Source organism: Paraciimarium castrense LEGE 11436, from assembly GCF_056633055.1.
In genome coordinates, this window is record NZ_JBSJOW010000009.1 from 83,565 (window position 1) to 110,402 (window position 26,838).

Consider the following 26,838-nt stretch of genomic DNA (forward strand, 5'->3'; position numbering starts at 1 on the left):
TCGATGTCCGATCGGTGCCCAGGCCTTCAGGGCCTGTAGTTACATCCCTTTCCTGACGTTCTGTCGTTCAGATGCCACCGGAATTGTCGTCATCATGACCGTCGCATTTTTGGAGACGGCCTGGCTTGTGCCTCTCTACCCTCTCGCTGCCGCCTTCCTCTCTCTCGCCTGGTCGCCTGGCGTCATCTGGCGCACCGGGCCCCGCCCCTGTGGCTACCTCAACCTGTTGATGGTGAGTGTGGCTTTCTGCCATGCCGTTCTGGCTCTGCTTGGTCTGCACGCCAGGCAGATGGCCGTCGCTCTGACAGCCCTCGAACCCGTTCGCTTCGGGTGGACCTGGATGGATACGGCCGGGCTGAAGATCAGTTTCGATGGGTTGATCACTGAGCCCGCTTTGATCGCGATGATCGTGATCACAGGGCTGCACGTGCTCGTGCAGATCTACACGATTGGCTATTTCGAGATGGATTGGGGCTGGGCCCGTTTCTTCGGCTCCCTCAGTTGCTTCGAGGCCGGCCTGTGTGCACTTGTTCTCACAGACTCACTCTTCTTCAGCTATGTGATTCTCGAGTTGCTCACTCTGGGCACCTATCTCATCGTGGGCACCTGGTATAACCAGTCGCTCGTGGTCAAGGGGGCCCGGGATGCCTTCCTCACCAAACGGATCGGAGACCTGATCCTGCTGGCCGGCGTGATTGCCCTGCTGCCGATCACCGGCACCTGGAACTTCCATGGATTGCAGGCCTGGGCCGAGACCCAGATTGCCGCCAGCCCCGATGGCCATGTCACCTTGCCACTCAGCGTCACCCTGATCCTGCTGGCCCTGATTGCCGGGCCGATGGGTAAATGTGCCCAGATTCCCCTGCACCTCTGGCTCGATGAGGCCATGGAGAGCCCCCTGCCCTCCACGGTGCTGCGCAACTCCGTGGTGGTTCTGGGTGGGGCCTGGGTGCTGCTACGGCTGCAGCCGCTGCTGGCCCTGAGCCCGCTGGTGGGTTCGGTGCTGGTGGTGGTGGGAGGTTCCACGGCCCTGGTGGGCGCCCTGATCGCTCTGGCCCAGGTGGATGTCAAGCGTGCGCTCTCCTTCCTGGTGAGCAGCTGGTTGGGCCTCCTGTTTGTTGCGGTCGGTCTGGGCGGCGTTCCCGTGGCCAACCACCTGCTGCTCGTCTACCCCCTGCCCATGGCCCTGCTGCTGATGGTGGTGGGCACCGTGCTGGTGAGCAATGTGACCCAGGACCTCACCCAGCTCGGGGGCCTGTGGAGCCGACGGCCCCTCACCGGTCTGGCCTTTCTCGTGGGCAGCGCCGGATTGATCGGCCTGCCGCCCTTCGCTGGTTTTTCAGCCCTGCGCGAGTTGCTGGCTCTCACCGCCGGCAGCACCCATCCCGTTCTGCTCTCGGGCGTGGTGCTGCTGAGCAATGGCCTGATCGCCGCCGGATTGATCCGGGTGTTCGGCCTCATCTGGGGGGGCAGCCCTTCGGCCTTCACCGCTCGTTCGGCTGAGGTTCTCTGGCTGATGGTGCTTCCCACCACCGTGCTGATGGGACTGGTGCTGCATCTGCCGATCATCCTGGCCAGCAGCGGCGTGTTCGGGCTCACTCCCCTGCCCTCCTGGGGGCCCATGGCCGTGCCGCTGCTGCTCAGCACCGTGGCGGGCTGCGGTCTTTCGGCCGTGTTCTATCTGCGCCCGCACCCTCTGGCGAAGCTGCCTGCTGCCATGGGCGGCTTCCAGCGCTGGTTGGCCCACGACATGGACACCGAGCGCTTCTATCACCGCACGGTGGTGGCCCTGGTGCTGGCCCTGGCCCGACTCGGGGCCTGGAGTGATGGACGGGTGGTGGATGGCTTCAGTACCGGCACCGGCGCTGCGGCCATGGCCAGCGCCCGCCGGCTCAGCTTCACCACCAGCGGCCGCACTCAGCTCTATGCCCTCACCTTGATCGTCGGCGTGGTGCTGATGGCCGCCTGGCTGCTGGCCAATCCCACCCCGCTCCTTCCCACGACCCTGCCCTGAATTCCGCCCATGTCGCTGCTCATCCTGTTGCTGTTGGTGCCCCTGGTCGCCGGCCTTGCGGTGGCCGTGCTGCCCGCCGAGGCAGCAGTTCGGCCCCGCACCCTGGCCATCGCCGCCGTGGCCGTTCAGCTCCTGCTCGGAGGGCTGTGCTGGCTGCAGCAGCCGACCGACCTTGCCATCGCCTGGCTTCCGAAGCTGGGCCTTGCCCTGGAGCTGGGCCTTGACGGCCTCTCCCTGCCGGTGGTGCTGCTCACCTCTCTGCTCACGATGCTGGTGCTGCTGGCCTCCCCTGCCGATCAGAGTCGGCCGCGGCTCTACGTGAGCCTGCTGCTGGCCACCAACCTCGGTCTGGTGGGAGCCTTCCTGGCCCAGAACGCCCTGCTGTTTCTGCTCGCCTTCGAACTGGTGCTCATCCCCACCACCCTGCTGGTGGCGATCTGGGGACGGGCCAATGGCCGCGGAGCCGCCATTCGCTATCTGATGTACGGGGCGGTGTCCGGCCTGGCCCTGCTTGCCGCGGTACTGGCCCTCGGTTGGCTGGCCCAGCCTGGGGTCGAGGCCCCAGCCGGTATGACGCTGTTCAGCTTCCAGACCCTTGCCAGCGCCAGCTTCACCCCATCGGCGGGCCACTGGATCCTCGCCCTGCTGCTGCTCAGTTTCGGCCTGAAGCTGCCGATCGTGCCCCTGCATGGCTGGCAGCCGATCACCTACGCCGAGGCACCGATCCCTGTGGTGATGCTGCTCAGCGGCTCGGTGTCCAAGCTGGGGGCCTATGGCCTGTTGCGCTTCGGGGTGGGTCTGCTCCCGGACGCGTGGGCCAGTTTCTCTCCCTGGATTGCGGCGGCGGCGGCGGTGAGCGCCGTGTATGGCGCTCTCAACGCCATTGCCCAGACCGACATTCGCCGCGTGATGGCCTACAGCGCCCTCGGCCACATGGGACTGTTGACCCTCGCCCTGGCCGCGGCCACGCCGATGAGCCTGCAGGGCGCTGTGGCCCAGGTGCTGGCCCAGGGGTTGATCACGGCTCTGCTGTTTTCCTGTGTGGGGCTGATCGAACGCAAGACAGGCACCACCTCCATCCCGGAGCTCTCGGGCCTGATGAACCCGATTCGCGGTCTGCCGTTCACCACGGGCATGCTGTTGATTGCCCTGATGGCTGCCGCCGGCATTCCTGGACTGGCGGGCTTCCCGGCTGAGTTGCTGGTGTTTGAAGGCAGCTGGGTCACCTTCCCCAGGGCCACGCTGGTGTGCCTTGTGGCTTCCGGTTTCACCGCTGTCTACGCGGTGCGGCTGTTCAACCGTGTGGGCTTTGGTCGTCTCGACAACGACCGAGCCGACTGGTTGGCCACCACCTGGACTGAACGGGCTCCGGCGATCGTGCTTTCGGCCCTGGTGTTGTTTGCCGGCTTCCGCCCTGCCCTGTTGACAGGCTGGAGCGAGTCCACCACGGCCTTGCTGGCCCTGAGGCAGTCCACAGGCACCACCTCCATTCTGATGTCCCGATCCAGGGCACCGGTACCGGCCATCGTCGCTGCCCTGCCACCAGCCCCTGCCTTTTCCTCTGCCGCCACCAAGGAGCTCCTGGCATGACCCCTCCCTCCGCGCTCGCCCCCTCCGAGACCCAGGCCCCCCCGATTCCGCCCTCCACCCACCCCTATGCGGAGGTGATCCATCGCCTTGAGGCGGGTGGTTCGATGCTGCCCGACAACCCGGAGAACCTGCAGCAGATCATCGGCATCTACAAGGCCTATGCCGTGCCGATGGATTTCTACTGGCGCGACCTACTCTATATTGCCGAAAAAGTTTTCCTTAATCCGCTGCCGGCCTTCAAGTACTTCATTTCCCAGGAGTATTTGGATCGGCCTAACAGCTATTCAGGTGATCAGTCTCAACTTCGGATCTGGAGGGGGGGTGAAAAAACCCATCCTGAATTGCTGGAGTTCATGGCCAAGGGTGAAACTGGCTCGATGTCGAAGCTCTTTCACCACCTTTGGCATGACCGGGTGAACATGGAGTTCGCTGAAGCCTGCATGGATGCCATGTTCTGGCACCAGGGTATGGGCGGCCGCTTCAATGACTACCTTGATTCCAAGCCCTACAGGGAGCAGGCCGATCGAGCCATCAAGGCCTATTTCAAGGGTAATCCCCTGATGCTGGGTCTCTACCGTCTGTTCCCGGACATGTTCCTTGAGCAGGTGCGAAAGCTCTCCTATTACGCCAACCTGGGCCTCTTCTGGGAGGTGATGGCCCCCGTGTTCTTCGAGATGAGTGATCTCTACGACGAGGGCAAACTCACCTCGGTGCCGGAGGCCATGGATTTCCTGGTGAACGGTATCTTCGCCGTCGCTGGACGCCCGATCTACCACCATGTGTTCATCCGTGGAGAATGCTTTGAAATCATTCCCAAGAGCTGCGGCTTCACCTGGCTGTATGAAGCGGCCCTGCCCTATGTGGAGGCCGTCTTCTACCGCACCGCACCATTTCGTGGTACCAAGAGCTACAATGCCCAGGCTCTGCAGGTGCCTGCTGATCAGGCCGAGTTCCACTACGGCATCCTCTACGCAGACGTGTTCCCCGTGGGCTCAGCAGGAATCCCTCCAACCCTGCTGATGCAGGACATGTTGCATTTCCTGCCTCCCTATCTGGAGGAGATGTACCGCAATCACAAGCGTGGCGATGAGGATAAGTTGATTCAACTGGGAATCACCTTCCAGCGCTCGATGTACAACGTGACCTCAGCGGTGATCCAGGCTCTGCGCTGTGCTCTCCTCTATCCACTGGACGACCCCGATCCTGAACACCTGCGCGCCAATCGCCAGTTCTTTGAAGCCCAGATGGATCGGTTCCTGCGGCCGGAATCCCGCCTTACCCCGATTCAGACCCAGCACTACCGCTGATCCGGCTGCCTCTCTGCCCCTGGCCCCTCGCCTTCGTCCCATGGCCACCATCCTTGAAACAGCTGCCTCCGCCGGCAGCTTTCAGACCCTGCTTGCCGCCGTTGATGCCGCCGGTCTCAGGGGCGCCCTAGAGGGGCCGGGCCCCTTCACCGTGTTCGCCCCTGTGGATGATGCCTTCGCGGCCCTGCCTCCCGGCACGGTTCAGACCCTGGTGGACAACCCACCCCAGCTGGCCCGCATCCTCAAGTTCCATGTGCTCTCAGGCGACCATCGCCGCGAGCAACTGGTGCAGCAGCCGGAGTGGGAGAGCCTGGAGGGCGCGCCCGTGGCGATCCGGCGGGCCGAGCCCTTTGAGGTCAAGAACGCCACCGTGGTGGCTGCCGATGTCCTCTGCGACAACGGCGTGGTTCACGTGATTGACCGGGTCATCCTGCCCGGCTGACCGCCCGGGAGCCGCTGCCCTCCGGCCCGGCTCAGCTGCCAGCGGCTCCCGCCGCATCGGCGGGTTGGCGGCTCAACGGTAAGGGGCCATCCCTGTCGGAGCGGAACTGCAGCGCCATCCCCCCGAGATGGTGGCCGACCAGATCCACCAGCCGCAGAAAAATCTGATGGGTCTGGGGTGCGCGCAGGCCCATCGCCTCGCGGCTGAGCAGCACCAGTTCCAGCACCTTGCCATCGGCCTTGGACTGCACGTCGGCAAAAAGCTGCATGCGCTGGGTTTCGCCGCCCTGCTTGACCATCGCCCCCAGATGGGCGGAGGTGCGGTGATCCACCTCGGCGTTCAGTCCCCTGAGCACCGGTTCGAGAGCCTCGAGCATGGCCACCGACTCCGGTTGACCTTCGGGCTTGAGCACCAGCAGAAATCGCGCCATGGACGCATACGTCGGCCACGACGCTACTGCGACACCCGCTGCAGGTCGTTGGCAGCACTGTCATCCTGAGCCACTACCGGTTGGTGACCCCTCCATGCCCCGATCCGGCTCAGGATCCGTTGCTGTTGTCGGGGCTGGAGTTGCGGGCTGCGCTACCGCCGCCCAGTTGCGTCGGGGCGGGTTTGACGGCCGCATCAGCCTCTGGGAGACCGGACGGGGCCCGGGCGGGCGGGCCAGCACCCGCCGCTCCCGGGGGGACGCCGCCTTGGCCATCGACCATGGGGCCCCCCTGCTGAACATCCGCAGCGAGCGGCCCCCCCAGTTGCTGGAGCCCCTGCTGGAGGGTGGCTGGCTCGCGCCCTGGGGCGGGCTGATGGCTCTGCTGGAGGGGGAGTCGCGGCTGCACATCGGCCGCCCCGATGGCCTCGGCGTGGGCCGCCTCTATCGGGGCGCAGACGGCATGGACGGCCTTTGCCGCGGCCTGCTGCAGCTGGGGGCCTCCGCTGCCCAGCCAGCCGCCGAGGCCCATTACGACACCTTGATCCGTTTCCTGGAGCACTCCGCCAACGGCCTCTGGCGGCTCTGGGATCGCCAGGGCGAGCTCCGCGGCGAGGCCGATTGGCTGGTGCTGAGCAGCACCCTGCTCGCCCATCCCCGCAGCTGCCTGCTGTTCGAGTGGCCGGAGGTGCCCCTGGCGCGGGCTGCCGAATCGCTGGGGGATCTGCAGCTCGACCACGCCCTCACCACCATTGCGGGCATCCGCGCCGAGGCCCGCAGCAACCTGTTGTTGCTGTTCCCCCCTGAGGAGGCCCTGCCCTGGACCTCCCTGCCGTTCTCCCTGGTGAACTTTGATCCGGCTGCTCAGCAGTGCTGGGGCCTGCGCCGCATCAGCATTCAGCCCTTGCCGGATGGGCGCTGCGCGGTGGTGGCCCATTCCAGCGATGCCTTTGCGGCCGACCACCTGGATGTCTATGGATCGCGCTCCGCGGTAGCCAGGCTGCTGGCCCTTCCGGTCGATGCCGGTCGCGAGGAGGACGTGATCCAGGCCCTGGCCAGGGCCGTGATGGGGTGCCTGGCCCCCTGGATCGATGGTCTCACCCTGGAGAGTGCCTCTCCCCAGCTGATGCGGTGGGCGGCAGCCTTCCCCGTGGCGCCGGGCCTTCCGGCCTCCCTGCGGCTGTGTCCACTCAGCCGCGTCGGCTTCTGCGGCGACTATCTCGACGGCGAGGGCTTTGGCCGTATCGAGGGTGCCCTGCACAGCGCCGAGCAGCTGGCCGCTTCTCTGCTGCAAGCTGGACTGGCCTAGCGCTGGCAGCGCCCGATGCCGTCCCCCCTGCCTTCTCCGGTGCCGCGATGGCTCATGTCGCCGCTGCTGGTTCTAGGGCTGTTGCTGGCCCTGGGGATGCCCCTGCTGGGCCCCTGCTCGGCGGCCTGGGCTCTCGACGCCGCCAACCAGCCCAACCGCTACTGCTGCGATGGCGATCTGCTGCTGGCCAGGGTTGAGAGCGGCGCGGTCGATGCCCCGGGCATCCCCAACACCCTGGCGGGCACCCTGCCTGGGGCCTTCGTGGTGATCGACTGGCGCGACCTGCACCTGCAATTGCCCCGCACCAACAACGCCGGAGCGCCCAGTTTCGGCGATGGGCGCTGGTGGTGGAGCCTGGAGGATCCCAGCCGGCCCACCCTGTTGCTGCAGCGTGCCGAGCAGACCAGCTACGCCTGCTCGATCCTGTCTGCGCCATGACGGCGGCTGGCTGTCGAGGGCTGGGGGATTCCGTCTCCGCTTCGTCAGCCGCCGCTGCCGCCCGGTAGCGTCAAGGAGTCGAGGTGGACGATGTCCCCAACCCGTTGGGGGCGTTTTCCGAGATGGGGCTCCACGGAGCCCCTTTTGCTGGGTCTCCATCTGTGATAGGCGGCGCCAAGACGGCTGTTGCGATGGCGACTCTGGTGGTCAGACCCCGCTCCCCCGAGTAGCCTGCTGCCCTACGGCACGGCTATGCAGAGTCCCTTTGGCGACTGGCTGCCGGAGGTGGTGGTGTTCCACCCCATCGGTTTCGAGGATGCCCAGGCGATCGTTGAGGCGGTGCGGGAGCTCAAGACCGCCGTGGTGCATGCCGGTGCCATGGACCGCGCCGAGGCCCAGCGCCTGATCGATTTCGTGGCCGGCGGTGTGTGCGCCATCGATGGACAGGCGGAGTGCCTCGATGCCCTCACCTTCGTGTTTGCCCCTGAGGTGATCGCCCTGCAACGCGACAGGCCCGCCGAGCCCTGAGCCAGCTCAGTGGATTGAGGTCACCGTGCTGAGTTGCAGCCAGCAGCCGCTGGGTGCCAGCTTCTCCACCACCACACTGCGGTGCTGTTGCTGGGCGAGGCTCTGGGCGAAGGTCTCGGCCTCATCCCGGTCCCAGAATCTGGGTGCGATCACCTGCTGGGGCACACTCTGCTCGCGCTCAACTTTGGGGCGCACGCGATACCGACCTTCTGGATTGGGCACGACCATCGGGTCATTCTGGGGGCACGCTCCGCGCTCTGGTCCAGCCTCCGGATTTCTCCAGGATTGCTGAGCCCAGCCCCTCGCCGCTCACGGCCTCAGCAGCTCCTTGCCCAGCCGCTCCAGGGCGATCGGGGAACGCAGCAGCTGGTCGTGGGTCCACACCAGCAGCCCCTCGCGGCGGCCCCAGGGCAGCGCCGCCTGCCATCCGGGCGTCACGATCAGGTCGAAGGGCGTGTAGAGGCTCACGCACTCCAGCTGCTGCAGGGCCGTGGTGTCCTGGTTGAGCCGCCTCAGCAGGGAGCTGCCCCGGCCCATGTCGGCGATGCCGGGCAGCAGCCAGGGCGGGCAGGCCAGGGCATTGAGGGTGCCCTGCTGGGGACTGCCCAGGCTGATGAACCGGCGGGTGCGCCGATGGCCCCCCAGCCACTGCAGCCAGATGCGGGCGATCACCCCGCCCATGGAGAAGCCCAGCAGGTCGATCGGCTGGTCCGTCCCCACGTGGGTGGCCAAGTAGGAGGCCAGCTGCACCGCCAACCGCTCCAGGGGCACCTGGCCGACGCCATGGGGCAGATGAGGCACCAGGATCGGCTGGCGCCGGCCGTCCAGATGGCGAATCAGCGGGTTGAACACCCCCGGGGTGTCCCAGAGCCCATGCACCAGCACCAGGGGTGGTGGTGCCTCAACCATCCAGGCGCAGCATCCTCTGGCCAGGCGGCAGCTTGGCCTGTTCCTCGAAGATCGCTGCCAGCACCGCCTGGCTGGCGGCGGGGTGTTCCTTGATCCCGGCGACGATCCGCCGCACGTCCTCAGGGTTCAGCCCTCCCTGCAGGGTCTTGGCGTGGAGCTTCTGGCGGAACTGCTCCAACAGCGCCTCTTCCTCGGTGCTGAGGGGGCTTGCCCCCGGGCGGTCGATCTCCACGGCTGGCCTCTGCCACTGGCGTGCTGGCCGCACCCTAGGAAAGGCTGGCGCTGGGGCCAGGGGTGCCTGCGTCAGCAGCTGGTGACTTGCGCCCTGCCCGACCCACGCCCCTTCATGTTCTGTTACACTCTTCGCAACGTTTCGTCACTCGCCTCCCATGGCTGACAACACCGCCTCCCGCTTCGGCTTCGTCGCTTTCGCTGAAACCTGGAATGGCCGTCTGGCCATGATGGGCTTCGTCATCGGCCTGGCCACCGAGATCCTCACCGGCCAAGGCATCCTGGCCCAGGTGGGTCTCGGCTGAGTTCGCCTGCTGCCGGGCACAGCTGCTTCAGCCCCGTGCTGATCGCCGCTGCGCCCCAACCCCGCTTCTGATCCCAGAAGACACTGTTCTCCAGCCTGCGGGCTGTTCTCCTTCACCGGGTCTCTGACACTGTCAGGGACCCGGTCTGCGTTCCATGCCTCCCTCCCAGACGCCCTCTCCGCGGGTCGTGAAGCTGCAGATCATGGCGGCGGTGTTTGTGCCGATGGCCCTGCTGGGGCTGTGGCTTCGCTCCCAGGGCTTCTGGTGACCACCTGGCGCCGGGGCAGCAGATGGTGCACGGCATGGATCACCACGCCCCAGATCAGCAGCTCTCCGCCGGGGTCGTCCACGCGGATGGCGGGGATGGCGGGATCGCTGGCCACCAGCTGCCATGGCGGCCGCTCGCCCCGCAGCTGTCGCAGCACGAAGCGCCCCTCGTGAATGGCCACCACCGTGCAGCCCGGCCGCGCGGCCACACTCCGGTCAATCACCAGCAGGTCGCCGTGCTGGATGCCGGCTGCCTGCATGGCGTCGCCCTCCACCCGCATCAGGAACGTGGAGGTGGGCCGCGGCACCAGGGCCGCGTTCAGGTCGATCGACGCCTCCACATAATCGTCGGCGGGACTGGGAAACCCGGCCGCCACGCTCTCCAGGGCGAGCGGCAATGCCTCTGCTGAGGCTTCGCCGCTGATGGCGCCCAGCCAGCGCAGATCGGCTCGCTGGGAGGTGTTGTCAAAGCGGCCCATCCAGTTCCGGTCCAGCCTGCTCAGTACATTTGTACTGCACTTCTGGGCCCACCGGCGTCAGTCGCCGCAGCCGCGGCGGATCACCTCCTGCTGCAGGGCTCTGAGCTGGTCATCGTCAGGGAGCTGGGGCGCGAACAGCAGCGCCCAGGCGAGGGGGACATCGCCCTCCCGCAGGGCGCTGTCAATGGCTCCCAGCCAGTCGGCCGGTTGCCCCTCTGCGCTGAGCTGGCCGATCAGCCGCTGGCTCTCGGCCATGCGGCTGGCCGAGGCACCCACCAGGTGCACATGGGCAAAGGCCTCAGCGGAGGCGTCCTGGGGGCGCAGCTGCAACAGCACCGGTTCGCCAGGGAGGATCGGCGTGGTGGGCCAGTCCAGGGGGGTGCGGATGGGCTGCTCGGGGCTGCCCACCAGGCGCCAGGTGTCGGCCCGGGGCCGTTCGATGCGCAGCTCCAGCAGAGGCTCCACCAGCACCAGCCGGGGGCGGGACACCGGCACAACGCCGAGGGCGTCGGCCATCTCGACCGGCTCCACGCGCGGCGCCACCACACACACGGCCACCGGCAGCTCCGGCTGTTGCAGGGCGCGGCTCGAGGGTGTGGCGGCCAGCCCCATCAGCACCAGCCCAGTGATCAGCCGGGAGTGCATCAGGACGATCCTGAGGGGGCGCCGATCAATGGCCGCTGGTCCGGGCTGGAGGGAGGCATGGGCCTGGAGGACGAGGACCGGGACCGCCGGATGGATGAACGACCGCCATCACGGTATCCAGGGCCGGCTGAAAGCCAAGGGATCGGGGCGACCCTGTCAGGCCTTCGCAGTGGTTCCGTTCAAGATGGGTGGGCCGGCGCGCCAAGCTGGTGCATGACCAGGGCCGGGATCCCGCCGAGGCTGCCCCCGCCCAAGACGCCGCCACCATGAACGATCTGCTTGTGCTCGCCGCCAGCAACGGCGAGAACCTGCGCCTGGCCGACCGCTTCGTGGCGGCAGCCACGGCGCACAGGCTCACGGCCGAGGTGCTCGATCTCACCGCCCTGGAGCTGCCGCTGTACTCCCCCAGGGCCCAGGCCGAGGGGATGCCAGCCGTCCTGCCCACCCTCGAGACCACCCTGGCAGCGGCCCCGCGCTGGGTGATCTGCGCGCCCGAATACAACGGCTCGATCCCGCCGGTGCTCACCAGTGCCATCGCCTGGCTTTCGGTGCAGGGCAGCGACTTCCGGGCTCTGTTCAACCAGCGGCCGATTGCCATCGCCACCCACTCGGGCGGGGGCGGCCACACCGTGCTGGCGGCTCTGCGGCTGCAGCTGGCCCACCTGGGGGCCCATGTGGTGGGCCGCCAGCTGGTGAGCAATGGGGCCAATCCCGCCAAGGACAGCAGCATCGCCGATCTGGTGGACCGGCTGTGCTCCATGCAGGCACCCCACCCATGACCACCAGCGTTGCCGCCGCGGCCCCCGCACCGCTGTTGCGTCCGGCGGCGCAGCGGTTCCACAGCCGCTTTGACTGGCTGGAGAGCTGGCACTCGTTTTCGTTTGCCGATCACTACGATCCAGCCTGGATGGGCTTCGGACCACTGCGGGTGATCAATGACGACACCATTGCCGCAGGTCGGGGCTTCGGCATGCACCCGCACCGCGACATGGAGATCATCACGGTGATGGTGGAGGGCCAGCTCAGCCACCACGATTCGATGGGTCATTCTGCGGTGATTGAGGCGGGGGAAGTGCAGGTGATGGGCGCCGGCACGGGCGTGGTGCACAGCGAGATGAACCGGGGCGATCGCCCCTGCCGGCTGCTGCAGATCTGGATCGAGCCCAGCCAGGGCGGTCTGCCGCCGGTCTACGGCCAGAAGCCGTTCGAGCTCGGTGCCGCCTGGACCCCCCTGGTGGATCCCGCCGCTGCCGCCGGTGCCCTCTCGGTGCGGCGGCCGATCCGGCTGTGGCGGGCCAGGCCCGGGGCCGGCGACGTGCTGGATCTGCCCCTGGCCCCCGGCGGGCTCGGCTGGTTGCAGCTGATCGATGGCGCCGGCGAGGTGCAGGCTGCGGCGGAGTCGCCTGGCGCCACCGGCGGGCATCAACGGAGCCAGCCGCTGCAGCGCGGCGATGGCCTGGGCTTCGGGGCGGAGAGTCTGCGGGCCTTCGGCGCCGGCCCCAGCGGTGCCGACCTGCTGCTCTTTGAGCTGGGCTGAGGGGCAGCGCTGATGGCCGTACGCCCGCCGTATCCGACCATGGGGGACCGGCGCCCTCCCGTGCTCCCCGCCCGGCTTGCCATGCTTCAGCCCCCGCGTGGCTACCTCACCCTCAGCTGGCTGGGTGTGGTGGCGAATCTCCTGGTGCTGCCCCTGGTGCTGTGGGTGATCCTGCGCGAACCCACCTGGCGCACGGTCCACATTGTGGTGGGGGCCAGCGCCGTGCTGCCCACCGCCGTGGTGGGCCTGGTGGGGGCGATCGCGCTGCTGAAATGGAGGGCCTGGGGCCAGATCGTGGTGATCGTGGCCCTGGCCATGAGCCTGGCGGTGGGTCTCCCCTATGGGATCGTGCGGTTGGCCCTGTTCAGCGAAGGCCGTGGCCTGACCGCCCTGGTGGCGGCGGTGCTCTGGGCGGCCAACACGGCGGCCCTGGTCTATTGGTGCCGTCCCAGCATCCGCCGCTACCTCACCTGAGGGCGGCTGTCCAGGCTGGAGCCACCGGACTGACCCGAAGATGTTGTGAAGGTGACAGTTTCTGGCTGTCACAAGGGCCATGATCAGGATTGGTTTTCGCGTTGTGGGAGATGGCTTCAGTTCATGCCCAGCCTTTGCGCTACTACCGCCTCGTCGACCAGCAGGGTTCCCCCCACCCGGTGCTGGACGACCTCTATGACTCGCTTGACGCCGCCTGGGCCGAGGCGATGGGATGGTGGCAGGACCAGGTCGGTGCCAGCCAGGGACCGGTGGAGATCGGCGTTGAGGTGAGCACGGCCAGTGGCGACTGGCGCACATTGCGCTACCCGGGCGGCAACGCCTGAGTTGCGGACCCTCAGGATTCAGCGCCAGTCCGGTTGGTAGATCCTCAGGGTGCCGAAGCCCAGGGATGCCGGTGTGGGTTGGGGGCCGGCCGGGATCGCCTGCACCTGGAACATGTAGGTGTCGCTGATCGACGGATTGGCCCAGGGCTTGAGCATCACCGTGATGGTCTGCCCCGGTGCCACCGGCTCTGGAAAGATCACCCCCACCTGCCGTTGCGCGGGATCAAAGCTGGCTTCCACCGCAATCGGCGCACCCTCCCGGCGCGGTCGTCCGACAAAGGCCCGGGTGCGTTCCGGGCTGAACGGGAAGTTGGTGTCGATGCCCCGCGTCTGACGGATGGTCAGGCCGCCCAGGGAGGCGCCGGCGTCGGCAGCCAGTTCCACGCTGAAGTAGTACTCCGCTGCAGGCTGGGACACGGTGGTGTAGTAGCTGACCAGATCCACTTTCCAGGGCGGGCGAGTGAAAAAGGTGCTGCCACGCAGTTCCAGAGCCTGTAGCGGGGCCGGAGCCAGCAGGGCCAGAAAGGCCAGGCCCAAGGCCGCGCCCCCCAGGCGCCGCGCCGGGGAGGACGTCGAAGGGCACTGGCGAAGGCTGGCAAGCCCAGGGATGCTGGGCGGAAGACCGATCTGCTCAAGACCGATCTTCTCAAGACCGATCTGCTCAAGACCGTTGCGTCTAGGAGAGGTCATGGGCGGGACGTCGGCTCGCTCTAGACGCTAGGGGTTGGGCTGAGGAAAGGCAGAGGATCCTGATCGCGCCTGTGGTGGACGGGGAGGGGCTCGGGCTGAGCCCAGGGGTCTGCGGGGTCGAGAGCGGCGGTGGTTTCCAGGCTGGTCCGCAGGCGCCTGGCCGCGTGCAGGGGCATGTCGCGGGGCACGCTGATGCGATCCCGCAGCGTGCGCAGGCCAGCGGCGGTGCCGGCTGGCGGCGCCTTGGGACTGCCGAGCGCCAGATGGCTGAGGGCGCAGCGCAGGGCCAGGTCCATGGCGGGTCCTGCCAGGTAGGGCCGCTGCTGGAGGGTGCCGTGGTGGCGCAGCATGCGGCCCAGGGCCACGGCAGCGGCATCGTCCGGCTCTGGGGCGGAGGTTTCCGGATCAGCGCCTGAGGCGGTGTTCAGTGGCCAGGGGCCCCGGTCAATGCGGGTGGCCAGGGCCTGTTGGGCGGCCGTGCCGTTGGCGTGGCAGCCTCCCATCTGGGGCGGGAGGTCGTGGGCATGGGTGTGGAAGTCGCTCTGGGTGCCGAGGTAGGTGGAGCGCTGCTCCAGAGCGGCAAACCAGCGGTCGACCGCCGGATGCTCCTGGCGCAGCAGAAATCCCTTGTAATAGGCCAGGGAGGCGTTCATCCGCTCCAGGTAGGGCACAAACACGAGGTCGGCGGTGCTCAGGTCCCCCAGCAAAAAGGGCCCGGCCTCCAGCTCAAGGGCCTGCTCCAGCCTGGCTGCCGTGCGCTGGAACAGGCGGCGGTTCTCCTGCTCGGCGGCAGCTCCGCGCTGGGGCTGGCAGAGCCACTGGCACCACCGACGGAACAGACTTCGCTCCAGCTCTCGCAGCGGCAACACCTGGGGATGGCTCATGCCCGCCAGCAAGGGCCCGAAGGCCTGCTCCAGGGCTTCGAGAATCCGATCGCTCTCGGTGATCCGCTGACCATCAAGTTCGAGGGCCGGCAGCATGCCGGAGGGAACCTGTTGGCGGTACCAGCGCTCCTTCTCGCCGTAGCAGAACATGGTGACCTTGCGGATTCGGTAGGGAATCCGTCGCTCCTCAAGCCAGAGCCACACCTTCTGGCAGTAGGGACACCAGGCGTGATGATCGCGGTACAGGGTGACCCGCACGGCTGAGTCTGGCTGACCGAACAGCCGCAGGAGAGCCTGGGAATTGGTCTTGCCCTGAACAAGATCCCCCTGGGGTTGTGCCCAGGGGGCGAGTTCCAGCCATGACAGCGGGCCCGTGGTCTGGTGGCCCGGAGCCTGCATGGCCGTCCTGATCACGAACTCAGGGAGTCAGGGTATCGTCCCCGGATTCCCCGGTGCGGATCCGGATGGTGTTGTCAACCGGGGTGATGATGATCTTGCCGTCTCCGATCTCACCAGTACGAGCGGCGGTTTTGATGGCTTCCACCACGGTGTCAACCACCTGGTCGGTCACCACCGTCGTGATGTGCATCTTGGTGAGCAGTTTGGCCTCCACCTTCACACCGCGGTAGACCTCGGTGTGACCCATCTGGCGGCCGAAGCCCTGAACGGCTGCCACGGTGATGCCGTTGATGCCGATGGCCACGAGGGCGTCCTTGACCGCGTCCAGTTTTTCGGGGCGCACAATGGCTTGAATCTGTTTCACGTGATACCAGGTTGACCCAGCCTCTTCTAGAGGCTGAAAGCCTCCGCTTCTGTAGCAATGGTGGCTTTCCGCAGGGGTGTGCTTCGAACGTCACCAAGCCCGCGCCATCTTCACTGGAGGCGCACGGCCAGCCTGACGCCGCACGGGCCTGGCAGAAGACCTGCTGTCATCTTCACCCTCTCGGAGCTGCCTACACAGTGAGCGCCCCCACGGGAGGTGGAGGCGCTGAGCGACCAGCCGAGGCGCCGAGACACAGGCTCTGAGAGGTCAGAAGCGCTGTAACCCCTTTCCAGGCTCAGTGGTGGTAGTGGGCACCCCGGTATTGCAGATCGGTGGAGGGGTCCAGCGGCGCAGGCTCATGGCGCAGGGGGGCCACATAGTGCAGACCCCGGTAGGTGTGCTCCACGGCCTCGCTGGAGGCGTGCTCGTGCTGACTGGCGTCGTAGGCCACGCCGCGGTAACGCAGTGGGGAGTTGGTCATGGTGGCGTCCTCAGTTGGAAGAAGAAGAGCCAAGTGGGGCGACTCGGGGCGCTCGGGCGTCGTTGACGGCCCCCTTGACGTGGAGGAGCGTTGCTTCGTCCGGCCTCTTGGCGACCGAGGTCGCCTTGGGGATCGGGCTACTTCCAGCAGACACGGCTGACCGGGCTCCAGGGAGTCCGGGGCGAGTGCACAGGCCCAACGTTTTGTCCTGAGCCCCCATCAAAGCCGAGATTTCTGTCCACTGCGAACAGATCGGGAGGATCGTGCTAAATCGTTGCAATTCCCTTGGGTTCAGGGGCTGGCCAGGGCCGGAGCTGGGTCGCGGCGGACGGCCGGAGATCACTGCTGCTGATGTCTCGGCTCCGGCAACCGAGCCCCCCTGGGCTGATTTTGTAGCGAAAACAACATCGGCCTGCAGCGTCAGAGCGCATTGTCAGTCGCAGTGGATGTCTACTGGCATCCAATTTCCATCGAGCAGCCGTCTTTCTGATCTGCCCATGACCATTGCTTCGCACCCTCCCAGGCGCACGAAACGCCTACAGGAGGCGAGTCTGTTGGAAGGACCAGCCCTGTTGATGAGCAGGATCCGAGGTCTTTCTTCCCAGCGCGGCCTCATCTGGTTGGCCTGCATTCCTGTCGCTCTGTTTGGCCTGGGAGTGTTCAATCTCTCGGCCCATGCCGCAGAGCTCCCGGAACTCACGGCCGCCTTCCTGGCCAACAACATGTTCCTGTTGGCCAGTGCGATCCTGGTGATCTTCATGAACGCCGGCTTCGCCATGGTGGAAGCCGGGCTGTGCCGCCAGAAGAACGCCGTCAACATCCTGGCCAAGAACCTGATCGTGTTCGCCCTTGCGGTGACTGCCTACTGGTTCATCGGCTACAAGATCATGTACAACGCCGACTGGGTCATCCCCGGTTGGCTCAAGTTCGGGGGGCTGTTCTTTGACCCCACCGTCACTCCTGAGATGGTCACCGATGCGGCCCTCGTGCCCAGCATCGACTTCCTGTTTCAGGCTGCCTTTGTGGGTACCGCAGCCACGATCGTTTCAGGCCTTGTCGCCGAACGCATCAAGTTTGGCGAGTTCGTGGTGTTCTCCCTCGTTCTCTGCGGCATCCTCTACCCGATCTCCGGCTCCTGGCAGTGGAACTTCCCTGACGATGCCGGTGTGGGCGGTGGCTGGCTCGCCTCCCTTGGCTTCATCGATTTCGCTGGCTCCACCGTGGTGCACTCCTTCGGTGCCTGGGCTGGCCTGATCGGCGCGATTCTGCTTGGCCCCAGGATCGGCAAGTTTGCTGAGGGCAAGCCCCAGGCCATGCCTGGCCACAACCTCTCGATTGCCACCCTTGGCTGCCTGATCCTCTGGGTGGGCTGGTACGGCTTCAACCCCGGCTCCGTGCTGGCAATGAACGAAACCGTTCCCTATGTGGCGGTCACCACCACCCTGGGGGCTGCCGGTGGCGGCATCGCCGCCACCCTGGTGAGCCAGTTCACCGGAGGCAAGCCCGACCTCACCATGACCATCAACGGCATTCTGGCCGGACTGGTGGCTGTGACGGCCGGTTGCGACGGCTTCTCGATGCCTGCGGCCTGGGTTGTGGGCTTCATCGGCGGCGCCCTTGTGGTGCTCTCGGTGGCCTTCATCGACGGACTCAAGATCGACGATCCGGTGGGCGCCTTCTCGGTGCACGGCACCTGCGGCATCTGGGGAACCCTGGCTGTAGGCCTGTTCAACATGGACAAGGGCCTGCTCACGGGCAACGGTCCTGCCCAGCTCGGTGTCCAGATCGTGGGCGTTCTCGCCTTCGCGATCTTTGCCATCGTGGCTTCGCTGATCACCTGGTCGATCATTGGCGCCATCTTCGGAGGCATTCGCGTCTCCGAGAAGGAGGAGATCGAAGGCCTCGACATCAGCGAGCACGGCATGGAGTCCTATCCCGACTTCGCTGCCAGCGCCAAGTAACGCTGCAGGCCTGGGCTGTTGCCCCGGCCTTCACCCCCATCAGCCCGCGGCTCCGCCGTGGGTTTTTTGCTGTGGGGGTCCCCGGGGAGCCCGCCGCACCGGACCCCGACCAAGCAAGCTGGGCTTCTTCCCCGCCGTCCTCTGCGTCTGTCTCCATGGGTGACCGCTTCGATCTGATCGTTCTCGGTGCCGGCTCCGGAGGCTTGGCTGCCGCCAAGCGGGCGGCCAGTTATGGCGCCAGGGTGGCGATCGTGGAGGGCGACCGGGTGGGCGGCACCTGCGTGATCCGTGGCTGCGTCCCCAAGAAGCTGCTTGTCTATGGCTCGGCCTACAGCCACCTGCTCGCCGATGCCGCCAGCTACGGCTGGGAGCTGGCCCCCTGGCGCAGCGATCCGGCGCGGCTGCTGGCGGCGGTTCGGGCCGAGGTGGATCGGCTCAACAGCCTGCACATCGGCTTCCTGGAGAAGGCCGGCGTGGCCCTGGTGCGGGGCTGGGGGCGCTTTGTGTCTGCCGATGCCGTGGCGGTGCAGGGCGCCGATGGTTCCGAGCGGCAGCTGCAGGCGGATCACATCCTGGTGGCCGTTGGCGGCCGGCCCTATCGCCCCCCCTTCCCAGGCGCCGAGCTGGCCTGGGTGAGTGATGACATGTTTCTGCAGGAGAGGCTGCCTGAGGCGGTGGCCGTGGTGGGTGGCGGTTTCATCGCCTGCGAATTCGCCTGCATCCTCAACGGCCTCGGCGTGCGGGTGACCCAGCTGGTGCGGGGCGATCACCTGCTGCGGGGCTTTGACCGCGAGGCCAGCGAGGCCGTGAGGGAGGCCATGCAGGAGCAGGGCATCGATCTGCGCTTCGCCCACACTCCGAAGTCGCTCACGCAGGCCTCCTCGTCCGCCGCGCTCAGCCTCACCACTCAGTCCGGGGAAGAGATTGCCTGCGGTGGGGTTCTGCTGGCCACAGGACGCAAGCCGTTTCTGGACAACCTCAACCTCGAGGCCGCCGGGGTTGCCGTGGAGGGCGATGCGATCCCGGTGGATGCTGACCAGCGCACCAACGTGCCTCACATCTACGCGGTGGGCGATGTGACCGACCGCATCAATCTCACGCCGGTGGCGGTGGATGAGGGTCGGGCCTTTGCCGACACGGTCTACGGGCAGCGGCCGCGGCAGGTGAACCACGATCTGGTGGCCAGCGCCGTATTTTCCCAGCCGGAGCTCTCAGGGGTGGGTCTCACCGAGGAGCAGGCCTGTGAGCGCCATGGCGCCGCGGCGATCCAGGTGCATCGGGCCCGCTTCCGGGCCATGAGCCAGGCTCTGCCGGCGCGGGGGCCCAGTGTGCTGCTGAAGCTGATCGTGGAGAAGGCCAGTGACCGCGTGCTGGGCTGCCACATGGTGGGTGACCACGCGGCCGAGATCATTCAGATGGCCGCCGTGGCGATCGGCATGGGGGCCACCAAGGCGGATTTCGACCGCACCATGGCTCTCCATCCCACGGTGGCGGAGGAGTTCGTCACGATGCCCAACTAGGGACGGGCCCAGTCAGCGCCAGCCGGCCCCACTAGCTGGCCGGGTCGACTCCGGGGTCACCAGCGCTGGCCTTCGGCTCAATGCCCCACTGCGCCCTCAGGCCCGGGTTGCTCAGCTCCCAGGCGTGCTCAGTGGGGGCAACGTTGTGGGGCTGGCGACAGGGCACCAGAGCGCGCTGGGCAAAGGCCTGCCGCAGCTGAGCGTCGTAGTGCTCCGCCTGGGCGATCAGGCTGTTGAGGTGCTGCTGGCCGCCTGCCGCCTTCAGCATGGCCTCATTGGAGCGGCACAGCGCTAGATCCTGCCGGTGCTGCTCCAGCCAGTTCCATTCGTAGTGGAGCATCGCCTCGCTGCACTGCTCCAGCTCGCGCACAAACAGATCGGCCTGTTGCCGCTCTGGTGAGCCGGTTGAGGGTGCAGCCCCCCGGTTGTCGAGGCGCTGTCCAAGGCGCTGCATGATGGCGCGCAGTTCACTCATGGGGCCAGGCGGTGCTGCTGGCCATTGTTGCCGGGCGGAGCTGCCATCGCCACAGGCCCTCAGGCGCCGCCAGCGGCGCCGTAGCCCACCATCGTGGCCTTCACGTGGGCCAGGGCGGTGCCCTCCAGGAACTGCTGATCCAGCAGCAGCAGAGCGGCTGAATTGTCACCGGCCAGCCGCAGGCGCTTGCGCACGAAGCGGGCCTCGGCCTCCTCCTTGATCTGCTCCTCCACGAACCAGTCGAGCATCGCCGAGGCACTGCGCTCGCTGTTCTCCTCGGCCAGGCCGTACAGCCGGTTGATGGAGGCTGTCACCTCCTTCTCCATCTCGGAGACCCGGTCGAAGAGCTGCTGCACCGATTGCCAGTCGCGCTGGGGAGCCTGGATCGTGGGCAGGATCACCTCCTCATCACAGTCCACCAGGTAGGCGATCATCCGGGCCGCGTGGGCTCGCTCCTCGTTGCTCTTCTCGAGCATGTACTTGGAGAATCCCGCCAGATCCTTTTCCCGCAGCCAGATCGACATCGACAGGTAGCTGTGGCTGGCCTGGAACTCCGATTCCAGATGGCGGTTGATGGCGGTGGTGAGCTGGTTCATCTCAGGGGAGCGGGGCCACGGGTGGCGTCGGATCCCAGCCTATGAATCCTGGGGATGGCCAGCTGTTGGTGGGCCCAGTGGGCCGTGAGGGCGGCCAGCAGGCTGAGCTGGTTGCCACGGATGCGGAGCATGGTTCGACGTGCGGTTGAGTTCAGACTGCCGCTCGCCGATGCCCCGGTCGAGTCGTCAGGTGACCCCTGCGGGCAACCGATGGCACAGGCCGATGTGGCGTCGCCGCTGGGCCGGCGAGGATGGGGGCCACTGGGATGTGGCCATGGCCCGACTGCTCGTGATCCAGCACCTGGAGCGCGAAGGCCCGGGCCAGTTTGCCGCCGCAGCGGCTGCTCGGGGCTGGCCACTGGAGCTGCTGCGTCCAGACCTGGCCCAGCCCCTGCGCGATCCCCTGGACGACGAGATCCTGCTGGTGCTGGGCGGTCCGATGGGGGTGGAGCAACGCACCGATCCTGCCCTTGCCTGGCTCGCCGAGGAGGTGGCGCTGCTGGAGCGGGTGCTGGCACGCCAGCAGCCCGTGATCGGCATCTGCCTGGGCGCCCAGCTGCTGGCCCATGCGGCAGGAGGCAGCGTGGAGCCTCTCACCTGCGGGGTTCCACCGGTGCCGGTGCGGGAGGTGGGCTGGGGTGCGGTGAGCTTTCTGGGGGACCCCGGCCAGGACCCCCTGCTGCGGGGGCTGGAGACCAGTGAGCTGATGCTGCACTGGCATGGCGATCGGGTGCGCCTGCCCGCCGCTGCCGAGCTGCTGGGATCCACCCTGCTCTGCCCGGAACAGATCTTCCGCCTCGGGGCGCGGGCCTATGGCCTGCAGTGTCACGGCGAGGTGCTTGAGCGGGATCTGCAGCGCTGGCTGGAGGAGGACGCGGCCTACGTGACCGGCGCCCTGGGCCCCGGGGGAGTGGAGCGGATCCGTGCCGACACGTGCCGCTGGGGTGCCAGGGCCGAGCGGCAGGGACGCCGCCTGATCGACAACCTGCTGGATCTGCTGGAGGCCCCGCTCAGCTGAGGGCCATCTGCAGCGGGCGCCGCTGCAGCCGCGGGCCCTGGCTGGGCTGGATCGCCTGCGGCAGGGAGCCGGCGGCCAGTGGCTCCAGGCTGTTGAGGCTGTAGGTGGTTTCGCGCAGCCCGCCCGCTCCGCTCGACAGCTCCAGCAGCGTGAGGCTCTGCTGCGGCGGCGCGCTGCTCTGGAGCAGCTGGCGCGGGCCGCTGCCCATGGCGCCGAGGTTGAGCAGGTTGAGACCTCCCACCCGGCCGGGGAACCAGGTGTGGTGATGGCCACTGATGTAGAAGGCGACCCCCTGGCGCTCCAGCAGCGCCTGCAGCACGGCGGGCTGATGCAGCACCTCGCCGCTGCGGTCCCGTCCCTGGCCCACCGCATAGAGGGGCAGGTGGCCGATCGCCAGCCGCAGCCGGGCCTGGCGGGCCTGGGGGCTGGCGAGCTGACGTTCCGCCCAGCGCAGCTGCTCCGCCCCCAGGCCGGCGGAGGAGGCGTCCAGCACCAGCACAAACACCCCGTGGTGCAGGAGGGTGTAGTGGAAGGGGAACGCGGAGGCCTCCAGCAGGGTGATCCCGAGGCGGGAGCGCTGGGCGAGCCAGAAGCGCCGGGCTTCCTGTCGATCGAGGCCGAACACGTAACGCCCGTGCTGCTGGCTGCTGGAGGCGTCGTGGTTGCCCATCGCCGCAGCGAAGGCGAAACCATTGGCCAGCAGGGGATCGAGCACGTTCAGCCCGAAGCTGCGCCACATCGCCTGCAGCTGGGTGGCCGAGAGCCCCCGCTTCTGGCCGGCCACCATGTCGCCGGCGCACAGCACCAGATCAGGGCGCAGGCGGCCCAGCAGGGCCACCCCCCGCTGCACCTGGGGCACGTAGCTGGTGGAGCCGTAGCTGCTGTTGAGGTCGCTGATCAGGGCGATGCGCAGGGCATTGGCGTCAGTCCCAGCTCCTGGCCTGAGGCTGGCGGCACTGCCCGAGCTGCCCAGCAGGGGGCCGGCCAGCCACAGCCCCGCACCCCCGGCGGCCAGCTGCAACAGATGGCGCCGGGAGCAGTGCATCGGCTTGAGACGGCGGCTGGCAGGTGGTCTCGACAGACAGGGTGCGGGCCTGGCCCGATCAGAGCACGGCGAGGGAGGCCCCCAGCACCACCACCATCGCCGTGATCAGGCCCACGGCCCAGAGGGCGTGGGACCTGGCATCGGCGGCGGTTTCGCCGGCCACGGCGGCAATCTCGTCGGCGTAGAGATTGTCGTGGTTCTCGAGGTCGTGGGTGCGCATGGTGGGCCTCCCAGTTGGGCTGGCTTCAACCTAGGCAGCCCCCCCTGCCCCCACCACCTCCAGGGCCATGACGAGATGTGTGGGGGTGTGACGGATCGCCGGGACGGCGATCAGGCGCCCGTGGTGGCTTTGCCTTTGCCGCCCTTGCGCCCCTTGCCGGGACCTCCCACGGGGGCCTCGATGCCATTGCGCTCATAGATCTTGCGCATCTCTTCGCGGTACTGGGCCCGGAGCTCCTGATTGGCCTTGCGCTCGTCTTTACGGCAGTTGCGCAGCTGTTGCTGGTTGGACGCGGCCGCCACGCAGCGCTGGCTCTTCTGCTGGATCTGGGAGCGCTCCTTCTGCTGCTTCACGGAAAGCGCCTTGCGCTCAGGGAAGATCTTTTCCTTCTGGGCGGGGGTAAGCCGCTCCGGGGGGGCGGAGTTCTGGGCCAGGGCGGGGCCCAGGCTGCCCAGAGCGAGGCTGAGGCCGGCAGCAGTGGCCAGGCCGGTGCGCACGAGGCGGCGGGACAGGGTGGGGAAGGTCATGGGTCAGGGACGCTCAACGCCATTCATCCTGTCCTGTCGGTCTGAATGAGATCGGTCTGGGGAGCGCCCAGATGTGACCAGATCTGACAGGGATCGGCCCCGCAGCCCCAGGCTGAATCCCCCCTGGCTGGGGTGGCCGTGGAAGAGCTCGCCGCCATGCTCCAGGGCGACGCGCTGGGCGATGGCCAGGCCGAGGCCACAGTGGCCATCGCCTCCCCTGGCCTCGTCGAGCCGTCGAAAGGGCTGCAGCGCCTGGTCCCAGAGCGCCTCGGGGATGCCCTCACCGGCGTCGCTGACGGTGATTGAGAACCCCCCCTCACCCCAGGGCTGCAGGTTCAGCCGATAGGGAGGGCGGCCGTGGTGGGCGGCGTTGCTGAGCAGGTTCCCCACCGCTCTGGAGAGGGCGATGGGCCGCACAGAGGCCTGCAGCGGCTCCAGGTCCAGGCCCAGGGGGTTCAGGCCGCTCTGGCCGGCGACCTCGGCCAGCAGGGCCGCCAGATCCACCGGCACCGGCTGTTCTTCGGCGTCTCCTCGGGCGAAGGCGATGAACTGGCTCGTGATCCGTTCGAGGGCATCGAGGTCGCCCTGGGCCTTGCCACTCTCGCCGGCTGACATCGGTTGGCCTTCGGCCAGGTGCAGCCGCAGCCGCAGCCGGGTGATCGGGCTGTTGAGGTCATGGCCGATGCCGGCCAGCATCGTGGCCCGTTCCTGCCGGTCCAGCCGCAGGCGCTCGAGCAGTCCGTTGAAGCGGCGGGTGATCTGGCGCACGGCCTTGGTGCCGCGCTCCGGCAGTGGCTCCGGGTCCTGGCTTGTGCCCAGCTGCTGCAGGGAGTTCTCCAGCTGCCGCAGCGGGCGCTGAACCTCCAGGCTCAGCACCAGGGTGGAGAGAGCCAGGCCCGCGGCCCCCAGCGAGAGGAGAAGGGAGAGGGGGTCCGGGGGCCACCGCCGGGGCTCGGGGATGGACACCGCCAGCCAGATGGACTCGAAGGGGGAGACCACCTCCACCCAGAGACTGCCCCCGGCGGCGACCACCTCGCGGCAGAAGCCCAGCTGGCTGCAGAGTTCGGCGTGGAGAGCTTCGGCCTCCGCCCCACCCCTGGCCCCCGCCGGCGGATGGTCCTCCGCCAGCTCCAGGCCGCTGAGTTCCGCCACCGAGTCCATCGGGTAGCTCTCCAGGGCCAGCTCACCCAGGCGCAGGCTGAAGGCCACCTCCGTGCCCAGCTGCACCATCTGGCTGCGCGCCAACCTGCGGCTCAGCAGGGTCTGCACCAGCAGCAGGCTGAGCAGCCACAGCCCCAGGCCGCCGGCCCCGTAGGCCAGCACCCTGAGCCAACGGCGGGATCGAGGTACCCGGCGGCTAGGCACGCGGCTGGCCATCGGGAACGAAGACATAGCCATAGCCCCACACCGTCTGGATGTGGCGGGGTTGGGAGGGGTCCGCCTCCACCAGCCGCCGCAGCCGCGACACCTGCACATCCATGCTGCGGGCGTCGGTCTCACTGGTGGGTCCGCGTGAGAGCTCGATCAGGCGCTCCCGCGACAGGGGCCTGTGGGGATGCTGGGCCAGGGCCAGCAGCAGGCTGAATTCGCCGCTGGTGATCGTCACCGGTTCGCCGTCACGCTCCAGCCGCCGCGTGCCGGGATCCAGCTGCCAGGGCCCGAAGCCGATCGGGTTGGCGTCCGGCCGTGGCGTGCCCGGCGGGCCCTGCTGACGCCGGCGCAGCACCGCTTCGATGCGGGCCGTGAGCTCGCGGGGCAGGAAGGGTTTGGCCAGGTAGTCGTCGGCACCCTGCTCCAGCCCGATGATGCGGTCCACGGCATCACCCCGGGCGGTGAGCATCAGCACCGGCAGGTCATCGCCGCCATCGCGCAGCCGCCGCAGCACCAGCAGGCCGTCGTCTCCGGGGAGCATCAGATCGAGCACCAGCAGGTCGGGCCGTTGGCCCTCCAGCCGGGCCGTGAGCTGCTGACCATTGGCGAGGCAGCGCACTTCGTAGCCCTGCTCACCGAGGTAGCGCTGCAGCATCTGGCGCAGTTCGGCGTCATCGTCGACAACCCAGATGCGGTGGGAACGGGCCATGGCGCCGGGCAGCCAAAGTGGCTCAGGAGGCGTTCATCCTGAACCGATCCAGGCCCGGTCGGTCGAGGCACTGTCCCTGCGGCGACTCTGTCCCCAGCAGGGGCCTCTGTCCCCAAGCAGGAGTCAGCCTCACACCAGGGCCAGACCCCGTTCGTTGAACACCCCCTCGAACAGCATCGAGCTGAGGTAGCGCTCGCCGGAGTCGGGAAGCACCACCACGATCGTCTTGCCGGCATAGGCGGGATCGGCGGCCAGGCGCAGTGCCGCGCAGGTGGCGGCGCCGCAGGAGATGCCCGCTAGGATGCCTTCCTCCCGCATCAGCCGCCGGGCCATGGCCACCGCCTCGGCGTCAGACACGGTCTCCACCCGGTCCACCAGGCTGAGGTCGAGGTTGCCTGGCACGAAGCCCGCGCCGATCCCCTGGATCTTGTGGGGCCCCGGACTGATCTCATCCCCTGCCCTGGTCTGGCTGATCACCGGGCTGGTGAGCGGCTCCACCGCCACCGATTCGAGCGGCTGGCCCAGCGTGGTCTTGATGTAGCGGCTCACGCCCGTGATCGTGCCCCCGGTTCCGACCCCGGCCACCAGCACATCGATCTGCCCCTCGCTGTCCTCCCAGATCTCCGGGCCGGTGGTGTCGTGGTGGATGCGGGGGTTGGCGGGATTGGCGAACTGCTGCAGCAGCACATAGCGGTCGGGCTCCGACTCGGCCAGTTCGCGGGCCATGTTGATGGCACCGGACATCCCCTGGCGCCCCTCGGTGAGCAGCAGCCGGGCGCCGTAGGCCGTGAGCAGCTTGCGGCGCTCCAGGCTCATCGTCTCCGGCATGGTGAGCGTGAGCGGGATGCCACGTGAGGCCGCGACGAAGGCCAGGGCGATGCCGGTGTTGCCGCTGGTGGGCTCGATCAGCTCCTTGCCGGGGCCCAGCAGCCCGTCCCGTTCGGCCTGCCAGATCATGGCGGCGCCGATCCGGCACTTCACCGAGTAGGCCGGATTGCGCCCCTCGATCTTGGCGAGCACGGTGGCGCCGCAGCCCTCGGTGATCCGGTTGAGCCGCACCAGAGGGGTTTTGCCGATCGTGAAGCTGTTGTCGGCGTAGATCGCCATCGCTGAACGCCGTTCCTCTGCCTCAGCCTAGAGACCTCGCCCTCCCTAGGGTTCAGGGCTCATTCGCGCTCGCCGTTGAGCCGGTCCTTGCCATGGCCACCGCGACGACGCCACCGGGGCGCCCCATCCTGGGCCTGCTGAACCACTTCAGCCGCGACACCATCAAGGGGGATCTGTTCGGGGGGGTCACCGCGGCGGTGATCGCCCTGCCGATGGCCCTGGCCT

At 67.7% G+C, this 26,838-nt stretch carries 34 protein-coding genes; 15 read left to right on the forward strand and 19 right to left on the reverse strand.

Features of this window, described 5'->3' with window-relative positions:
- Positions 1 to 94: 94 nt before the first annotated feature.
- From ACWJIO_RS13115 to ACWJIO_RS13130, 4 genes are read left to right on the forward strand one after another with little or no spacing between them, the layout of a single operon-like run.
- Entirely contained in the window at positions 95 to 2,014 is a 1,920-nt protein-coding gene (locus ACWJIO_RS13115) for an NAD(P)H-quinone oxidoreductase subunit F (protein ID WP_480314091.1), read from the forward strand.
- Between the two features lie 9 nt (positions 2,015 to 2,023).
- Positions 2,024 to 3,604 carry an NADH-quinone oxidoreductase subunit M gene (locus ACWJIO_RS13120; protein ID WP_480314093.1) on the forward strand — a complete coding sequence of 527 codons (1,581 nt, stop codon included), beginning with the start codon at positions 2,024 to 2,026 and terminating at the stop codon, positions 3,602 to 3,604.
- Entirely contained in the window at positions 3,601 to 4,911 is a 1,311-nt protein-coding gene (locus ACWJIO_RS13125; RefSeq protein ID WP_480314095.1) for a CO2 hydration protein, read from the forward strand. Before ACWJIO_RS13120 ends, ACWJIO_RS13125 begins: the two co-directional genes overlap by 4 nt.
- A gap of 40 nt (positions 4,912 to 4,951) precedes the next feature.
- Positions 4,952 to 5,353, forward strand: coding sequence for a fasciclin domain-containing protein (locus ACWJIO_RS13130; RefSeq protein ID WP_480314097.1), 402 nt, complete (start codon positions 4,952 to 4,954; stop codon positions 5,351 to 5,353).
- A 31-nt stretch (positions 5,354 to 5,384) separates the two neighbouring features.
- Here the strand turns inward: ACWJIO_RS13130 and ACWJIO_RS13135 are convergent, their stop codons facing one another.
- On the reverse strand, positions 5,385 to 5,783 hold the full coding sequence (locus ACWJIO_RS13135) for a hypothetical protein (RefSeq protein ID WP_480314099.1): 399 nt from the start codon (positions 5,781 to 5,783) through the stop codon (positions 5,385 to 5,387).
- A 94-nt stretch (positions 5,784 to 5,877) separates the two neighbouring features.
- Between ACWJIO_RS13135 and ACWJIO_RS13140 the strand changes: the two genes are divergently transcribed.
- The 3 genes from ACWJIO_RS13140 (at position 5,878) to sepF (ending at position 8,055) form a co-directional block, all read left to right on the forward strand.
- A complete protein-coding gene (locus tag ACWJIO_RS13140; RefSeq protein WP_480314101.1) occupies positions 5,878 to 7,089 on the forward strand; it encodes an NAD(P)-binding protein in 1,212 nt (403 codons plus the stop codon).
- 54 nt (positions 7,090 to 7,143) lie between these two features.
- Positions 7,144 to 7,527, forward strand: a complete 384-nt coding sequence (locus ACWJIO_RS13145; protein WP_480314104.1) for a hypothetical protein — start codon at positions 7,144 to 7,146, stop codon at positions 7,525 to 7,527.
- A gap of 252 nt (positions 7,528 to 7,779) precedes the next feature.
- The gene (sepF, locus tag ACWJIO_RS13150; RefSeq protein ID WP_480314106.1) at positions 7,780 to 8,055 is read left to right on the forward strand and encodes a cell division protein SepF; all 276 of its coding nucleotides are present in this window, start codon (positions 7,780 to 7,782) and stop codon (positions 8,053 to 8,055) included.
- Between the two features lie 6 nt (positions 8,056 to 8,061).
- Here the strand turns inward: sepF and ACWJIO_RS13155 are convergent, their stop codons facing one another.
- From ACWJIO_RS13155 to ACWJIO_RS13165, 3 genes are all read right to left on the reverse strand, one after another.
- Positions 8,062 to 8,250 (reverse strand): hypothetical protein, encoded by a 189-nt coding sequence (locus tag ACWJIO_RS13155; RefSeq protein WP_480314109.1) that lies wholly within the window; start codon positions 8,248 to 8,250, stop codon positions 8,062 to 8,064.
- A gap of 114 nt (positions 8,251 to 8,364) precedes the next feature.
- Complete coding sequence (locus tag ACWJIO_RS13160) at positions 8,365 to 8,964, reverse strand: lipase family alpha/beta hydrolase (RefSeq protein ID WP_480314111.1); 600 nt, start codon at positions 8,962 to 8,964, stop codon at positions 8,365 to 8,367.
- Positions 8,957 to 9,196: a hypothetical protein gene (locus ACWJIO_RS13165; RefSeq protein WP_480314113.1), complete on the reverse strand. Its 240-nt coding sequence runs from the start codon at positions 9,194 to 9,196 to the stop codon at positions 8,957 to 8,959. The genes ACWJIO_RS13160 and ACWJIO_RS13165 overlap by 8 nt, the downstream gene beginning before the upstream one ends.
- A 157-nt stretch (positions 9,197 to 9,353) precedes the next feature.
- On the opposite strand from ACWJIO_RS13165, the gene ACWJIO_RS13170 reads away from it, so the two are divergent.
- Complete coding sequence (locus tag ACWJIO_RS13170; protein ID WP_186699245.1) at positions 9,354 to 9,500, forward strand: chlorophyll a/b-binding protein; 147 nt, start codon at positions 9,354 to 9,356, stop codon at positions 9,498 to 9,500.
- Between the two features lie 200 nt (positions 9,501 to 9,700).
- Here the strand turns inward: ACWJIO_RS13170 and ACWJIO_RS13175 are convergent, their stop codons facing one another.
- Positions 9,701 to 10,246 carry a LexA family protein gene (locus ACWJIO_RS13175; RefSeq protein WP_480314116.1) on the reverse strand — a complete coding sequence of 182 codons (546 nt, stop codon included), beginning with the start codon at positions 10,244 to 10,246 and terminating at the stop codon, positions 9,701 to 9,703.
- A gap of 57 nt (positions 10,247 to 10,303) precedes the next feature.
- Complete coding sequence (locus ACWJIO_RS13180) at positions 10,304 to 10,891, reverse strand: hypothetical protein (RefSeq protein ID WP_480314118.1); 588 nt, start codon at positions 10,889 to 10,891, stop codon at positions 10,304 to 10,306.
- A gap of 266 nt (positions 10,892 to 11,157) precedes the next feature.
- Here ACWJIO_RS13180 and ACWJIO_RS13185 point away from each other — a divergent pair, with 266 nt between their 5' ends.
- The 4 genes from ACWJIO_RS13185 to ACWJIO_RS13200 all read left to right on the forward strand — a co-directional run bounded on the left by ACWJIO_RS13185 (position 11,158) and on the right by ACWJIO_RS13200 (position 13,246).
- A complete protein-coding gene (locus ACWJIO_RS13185; protein ID WP_480314120.1) occupies positions 11,158 to 11,670 on the forward strand; it encodes an NADPH-dependent FMN reductase in 513 nt (170 codons plus the stop codon).
- Complete coding sequence (locus ACWJIO_RS13190; protein WP_480314122.1) at positions 11,667 to 12,428, forward strand: pirin family protein; 762 nt, start codon at positions 11,667 to 11,669, stop codon at positions 12,426 to 12,428. The genes ACWJIO_RS13185 and ACWJIO_RS13190 overlap by 4 nt, the downstream gene beginning before the upstream one ends.
- 81 nt (positions 12,429 to 12,509) lie before the next feature.
- Positions 12,510 to 12,902: a Hepatitis C virus core protein gene (locus ACWJIO_RS13195; RefSeq protein ID WP_480314124.1), complete on the forward strand. Its 393-nt coding sequence runs from the start codon at positions 12,510 to 12,512 to the stop codon at positions 12,900 to 12,902.
- Between the two features lie 110 nt (positions 12,903 to 13,012).
- Complete coding sequence (locus ACWJIO_RS13200; RefSeq protein ID WP_480314126.1) at positions 13,013 to 13,246, forward strand: hypothetical protein; 234 nt, start codon at positions 13,013 to 13,015, stop codon at positions 13,244 to 13,246.
- 18 nt (positions 13,247 to 13,264) lie between these two features.
- Here the strand turns inward: ACWJIO_RS13200 and ACWJIO_RS13205 are convergent, their stop codons facing one another.
- From ACWJIO_RS13205 to ACWJIO_RS13220, 4 genes are all read right to left on the reverse strand, one after another.
- A complete protein-coding gene (locus ACWJIO_RS13205) occupies positions 13,265 to 13,936 on the reverse strand; it encodes a DUF2808 domain-containing protein (RefSeq protein WP_480314128.1) in 672 nt (223 codons plus the stop codon).
- A gap of 20 nt (positions 13,937 to 13,956) precedes the next feature.
- Positions 13,957 to 15,219 (reverse strand): glutathione S-transferase family protein, encoded by a 1,263-nt coding sequence (locus ACWJIO_RS13210; RefSeq protein ID WP_480314130.1) that lies wholly within the window; start codon positions 15,217 to 15,219, stop codon positions 13,957 to 13,959.
- A gap of 19 nt (positions 15,220 to 15,238) precedes the next feature.
- On the reverse strand, positions 15,239 to 15,583 hold the full coding sequence (locus tag ACWJIO_RS13215) for a P-II family nitrogen regulator (RefSeq protein WP_480314132.1): 345 nt from the start codon (positions 15,581 to 15,583) through the stop codon (positions 15,239 to 15,241).
- 295 nt (positions 15,584 to 15,878) lie between these two features.
- Entirely contained in the window at positions 15,879 to 16,064 is a 186-nt protein-coding gene (locus ACWJIO_RS13220) for a DUF4278 domain-containing protein (protein WP_480314134.1), read from the reverse strand.
- Between the two features lie 497 nt (positions 16,065 to 16,561).
- Between ACWJIO_RS13220 and ACWJIO_RS13225 the strand changes: the two genes are divergently transcribed.
- Positions 16,562 to 18,025 (forward strand): ammonium transporter, encoded by a 1,464-nt coding sequence (locus ACWJIO_RS13225; protein WP_480314136.1) that lies wholly within the window; start codon positions 16,562 to 16,564, stop codon positions 18,023 to 18,025.
- Positions 18,026 to 18,180: 155 nt separating this feature from the next.
- Positions 18,181 to 19,545, forward strand: a complete 1,365-nt coding sequence (gene gorA / locus ACWJIO_RS13230; protein WP_480314138.1) for a glutathione-disulfide reductase — start codon at positions 18,181 to 18,183, stop codon at positions 19,543 to 19,545.
- 31 nt (positions 19,546 to 19,576) lie between these two features.
- Here the strand turns inward: gorA and ACWJIO_RS13235 are convergent, their stop codons facing one another.
- From ACWJIO_RS13235 to ACWJIO_RS13245, 3 genes are read right to left on the reverse strand one after another with little or no spacing between them, the layout of a single operon-like run.
- The gene (locus ACWJIO_RS13235; RefSeq protein WP_480314140.1) at positions 19,577 to 20,020 is read right to left on the reverse strand and encodes a hypothetical protein; all 444 of its coding nucleotides are present in this window, start codon (positions 20,018 to 20,020) and stop codon (positions 19,577 to 19,579) included.
- A 59-nt stretch (positions 20,021 to 20,079) separates the two neighbouring features.
- Entirely contained in the window at positions 20,080 to 20,616 is a 537-nt protein-coding gene (locus tag ACWJIO_RS13240) for a ferritin (protein ID WP_480314142.1), read from the reverse strand.
- Positions 20,613 to 20,747 carry a hypothetical protein gene (locus ACWJIO_RS13245; protein ID WP_480314144.1) on the reverse strand — a complete coding sequence of 45 codons (135 nt, stop codon included), beginning with the start codon at positions 20,745 to 20,747 and terminating at the stop codon, positions 20,613 to 20,615. The genes ACWJIO_RS13240 and ACWJIO_RS13245 overlap by 4 nt, the downstream gene beginning before the upstream one ends.
- Before the next feature lie 143 nt (positions 20,748 to 20,890).
- Here ACWJIO_RS13245 and ACWJIO_RS13250 point away from each other — a divergent pair, with 143 nt between their 5' ends.
- A complete protein-coding gene (locus tag ACWJIO_RS13250; RefSeq protein WP_480314146.1) occupies positions 20,891 to 21,634 on the forward strand; it encodes a glutamine amidotransferase-related protein in 744 nt (247 codons plus the stop codon).
- Here the strand turns inward: ACWJIO_RS13250 and ACWJIO_RS13255 are convergent.
- From ACWJIO_RS13255 to cysK, 6 genes are all read right to left on the reverse strand, one after another.
- Positions 21,627 to 22,679: a metallophosphoesterase family protein gene (locus ACWJIO_RS13255; RefSeq protein ID WP_480314148.1), complete on the reverse strand. Its 1,053-nt coding sequence runs from the start codon at positions 22,677 to 22,679 to the stop codon at positions 21,627 to 21,629. The genes ACWJIO_RS13250 and ACWJIO_RS13255 overlap by 8 nt on opposite strands.
- A gap of 58 nt (positions 22,680 to 22,737) precedes the next feature.
- Positions 22,738 to 22,899 carry a hypothetical protein gene (locus ACWJIO_RS13260; RefSeq protein WP_480314150.1) on the reverse strand — a complete coding sequence of 54 codons (162 nt, stop codon included), beginning with the start codon at positions 22,897 to 22,899 and terminating at the stop codon, positions 22,738 to 22,740.
- A gap of 110 nt (positions 22,900 to 23,009) precedes the next feature.
- Positions 23,010 to 23,426 (reverse strand): hypothetical protein, encoded by a 417-nt coding sequence (locus tag ACWJIO_RS13265; RefSeq protein WP_480314152.1) that lies wholly within the window; start codon positions 23,424 to 23,426, stop codon positions 23,010 to 23,012.
- Between the two features lie 3 nt (positions 23,427 to 23,429).
- Positions 23,430 to 24,818 carry an ATP-binding protein gene (locus tag ACWJIO_RS13270; protein WP_480314154.1) on the reverse strand — a complete coding sequence of 463 codons (1,389 nt, stop codon included), beginning with the start codon at positions 24,816 to 24,818 and terminating at the stop codon, positions 23,430 to 23,432.
- Entirely contained in the window at positions 24,784 to 25,506 is a 723-nt protein-coding gene (locus tag ACWJIO_RS13275) for a response regulator (protein WP_480314156.1), read from the reverse strand. The genes ACWJIO_RS13270 and ACWJIO_RS13275 overlap by 35 nt, the downstream gene beginning before the upstream one ends.
- Before the next feature lie 129 nt (positions 25,507 to 25,635).
- Entirely contained in the window at positions 25,636 to 26,613 is a 978-nt protein-coding gene (cysK, locus tag ACWJIO_RS13280) for a cysteine synthase A (protein WP_480314158.1), read from the reverse strand.
- Between the last annotated feature and the right edge of the window lie 225 nt (positions 26,614 to 26,838).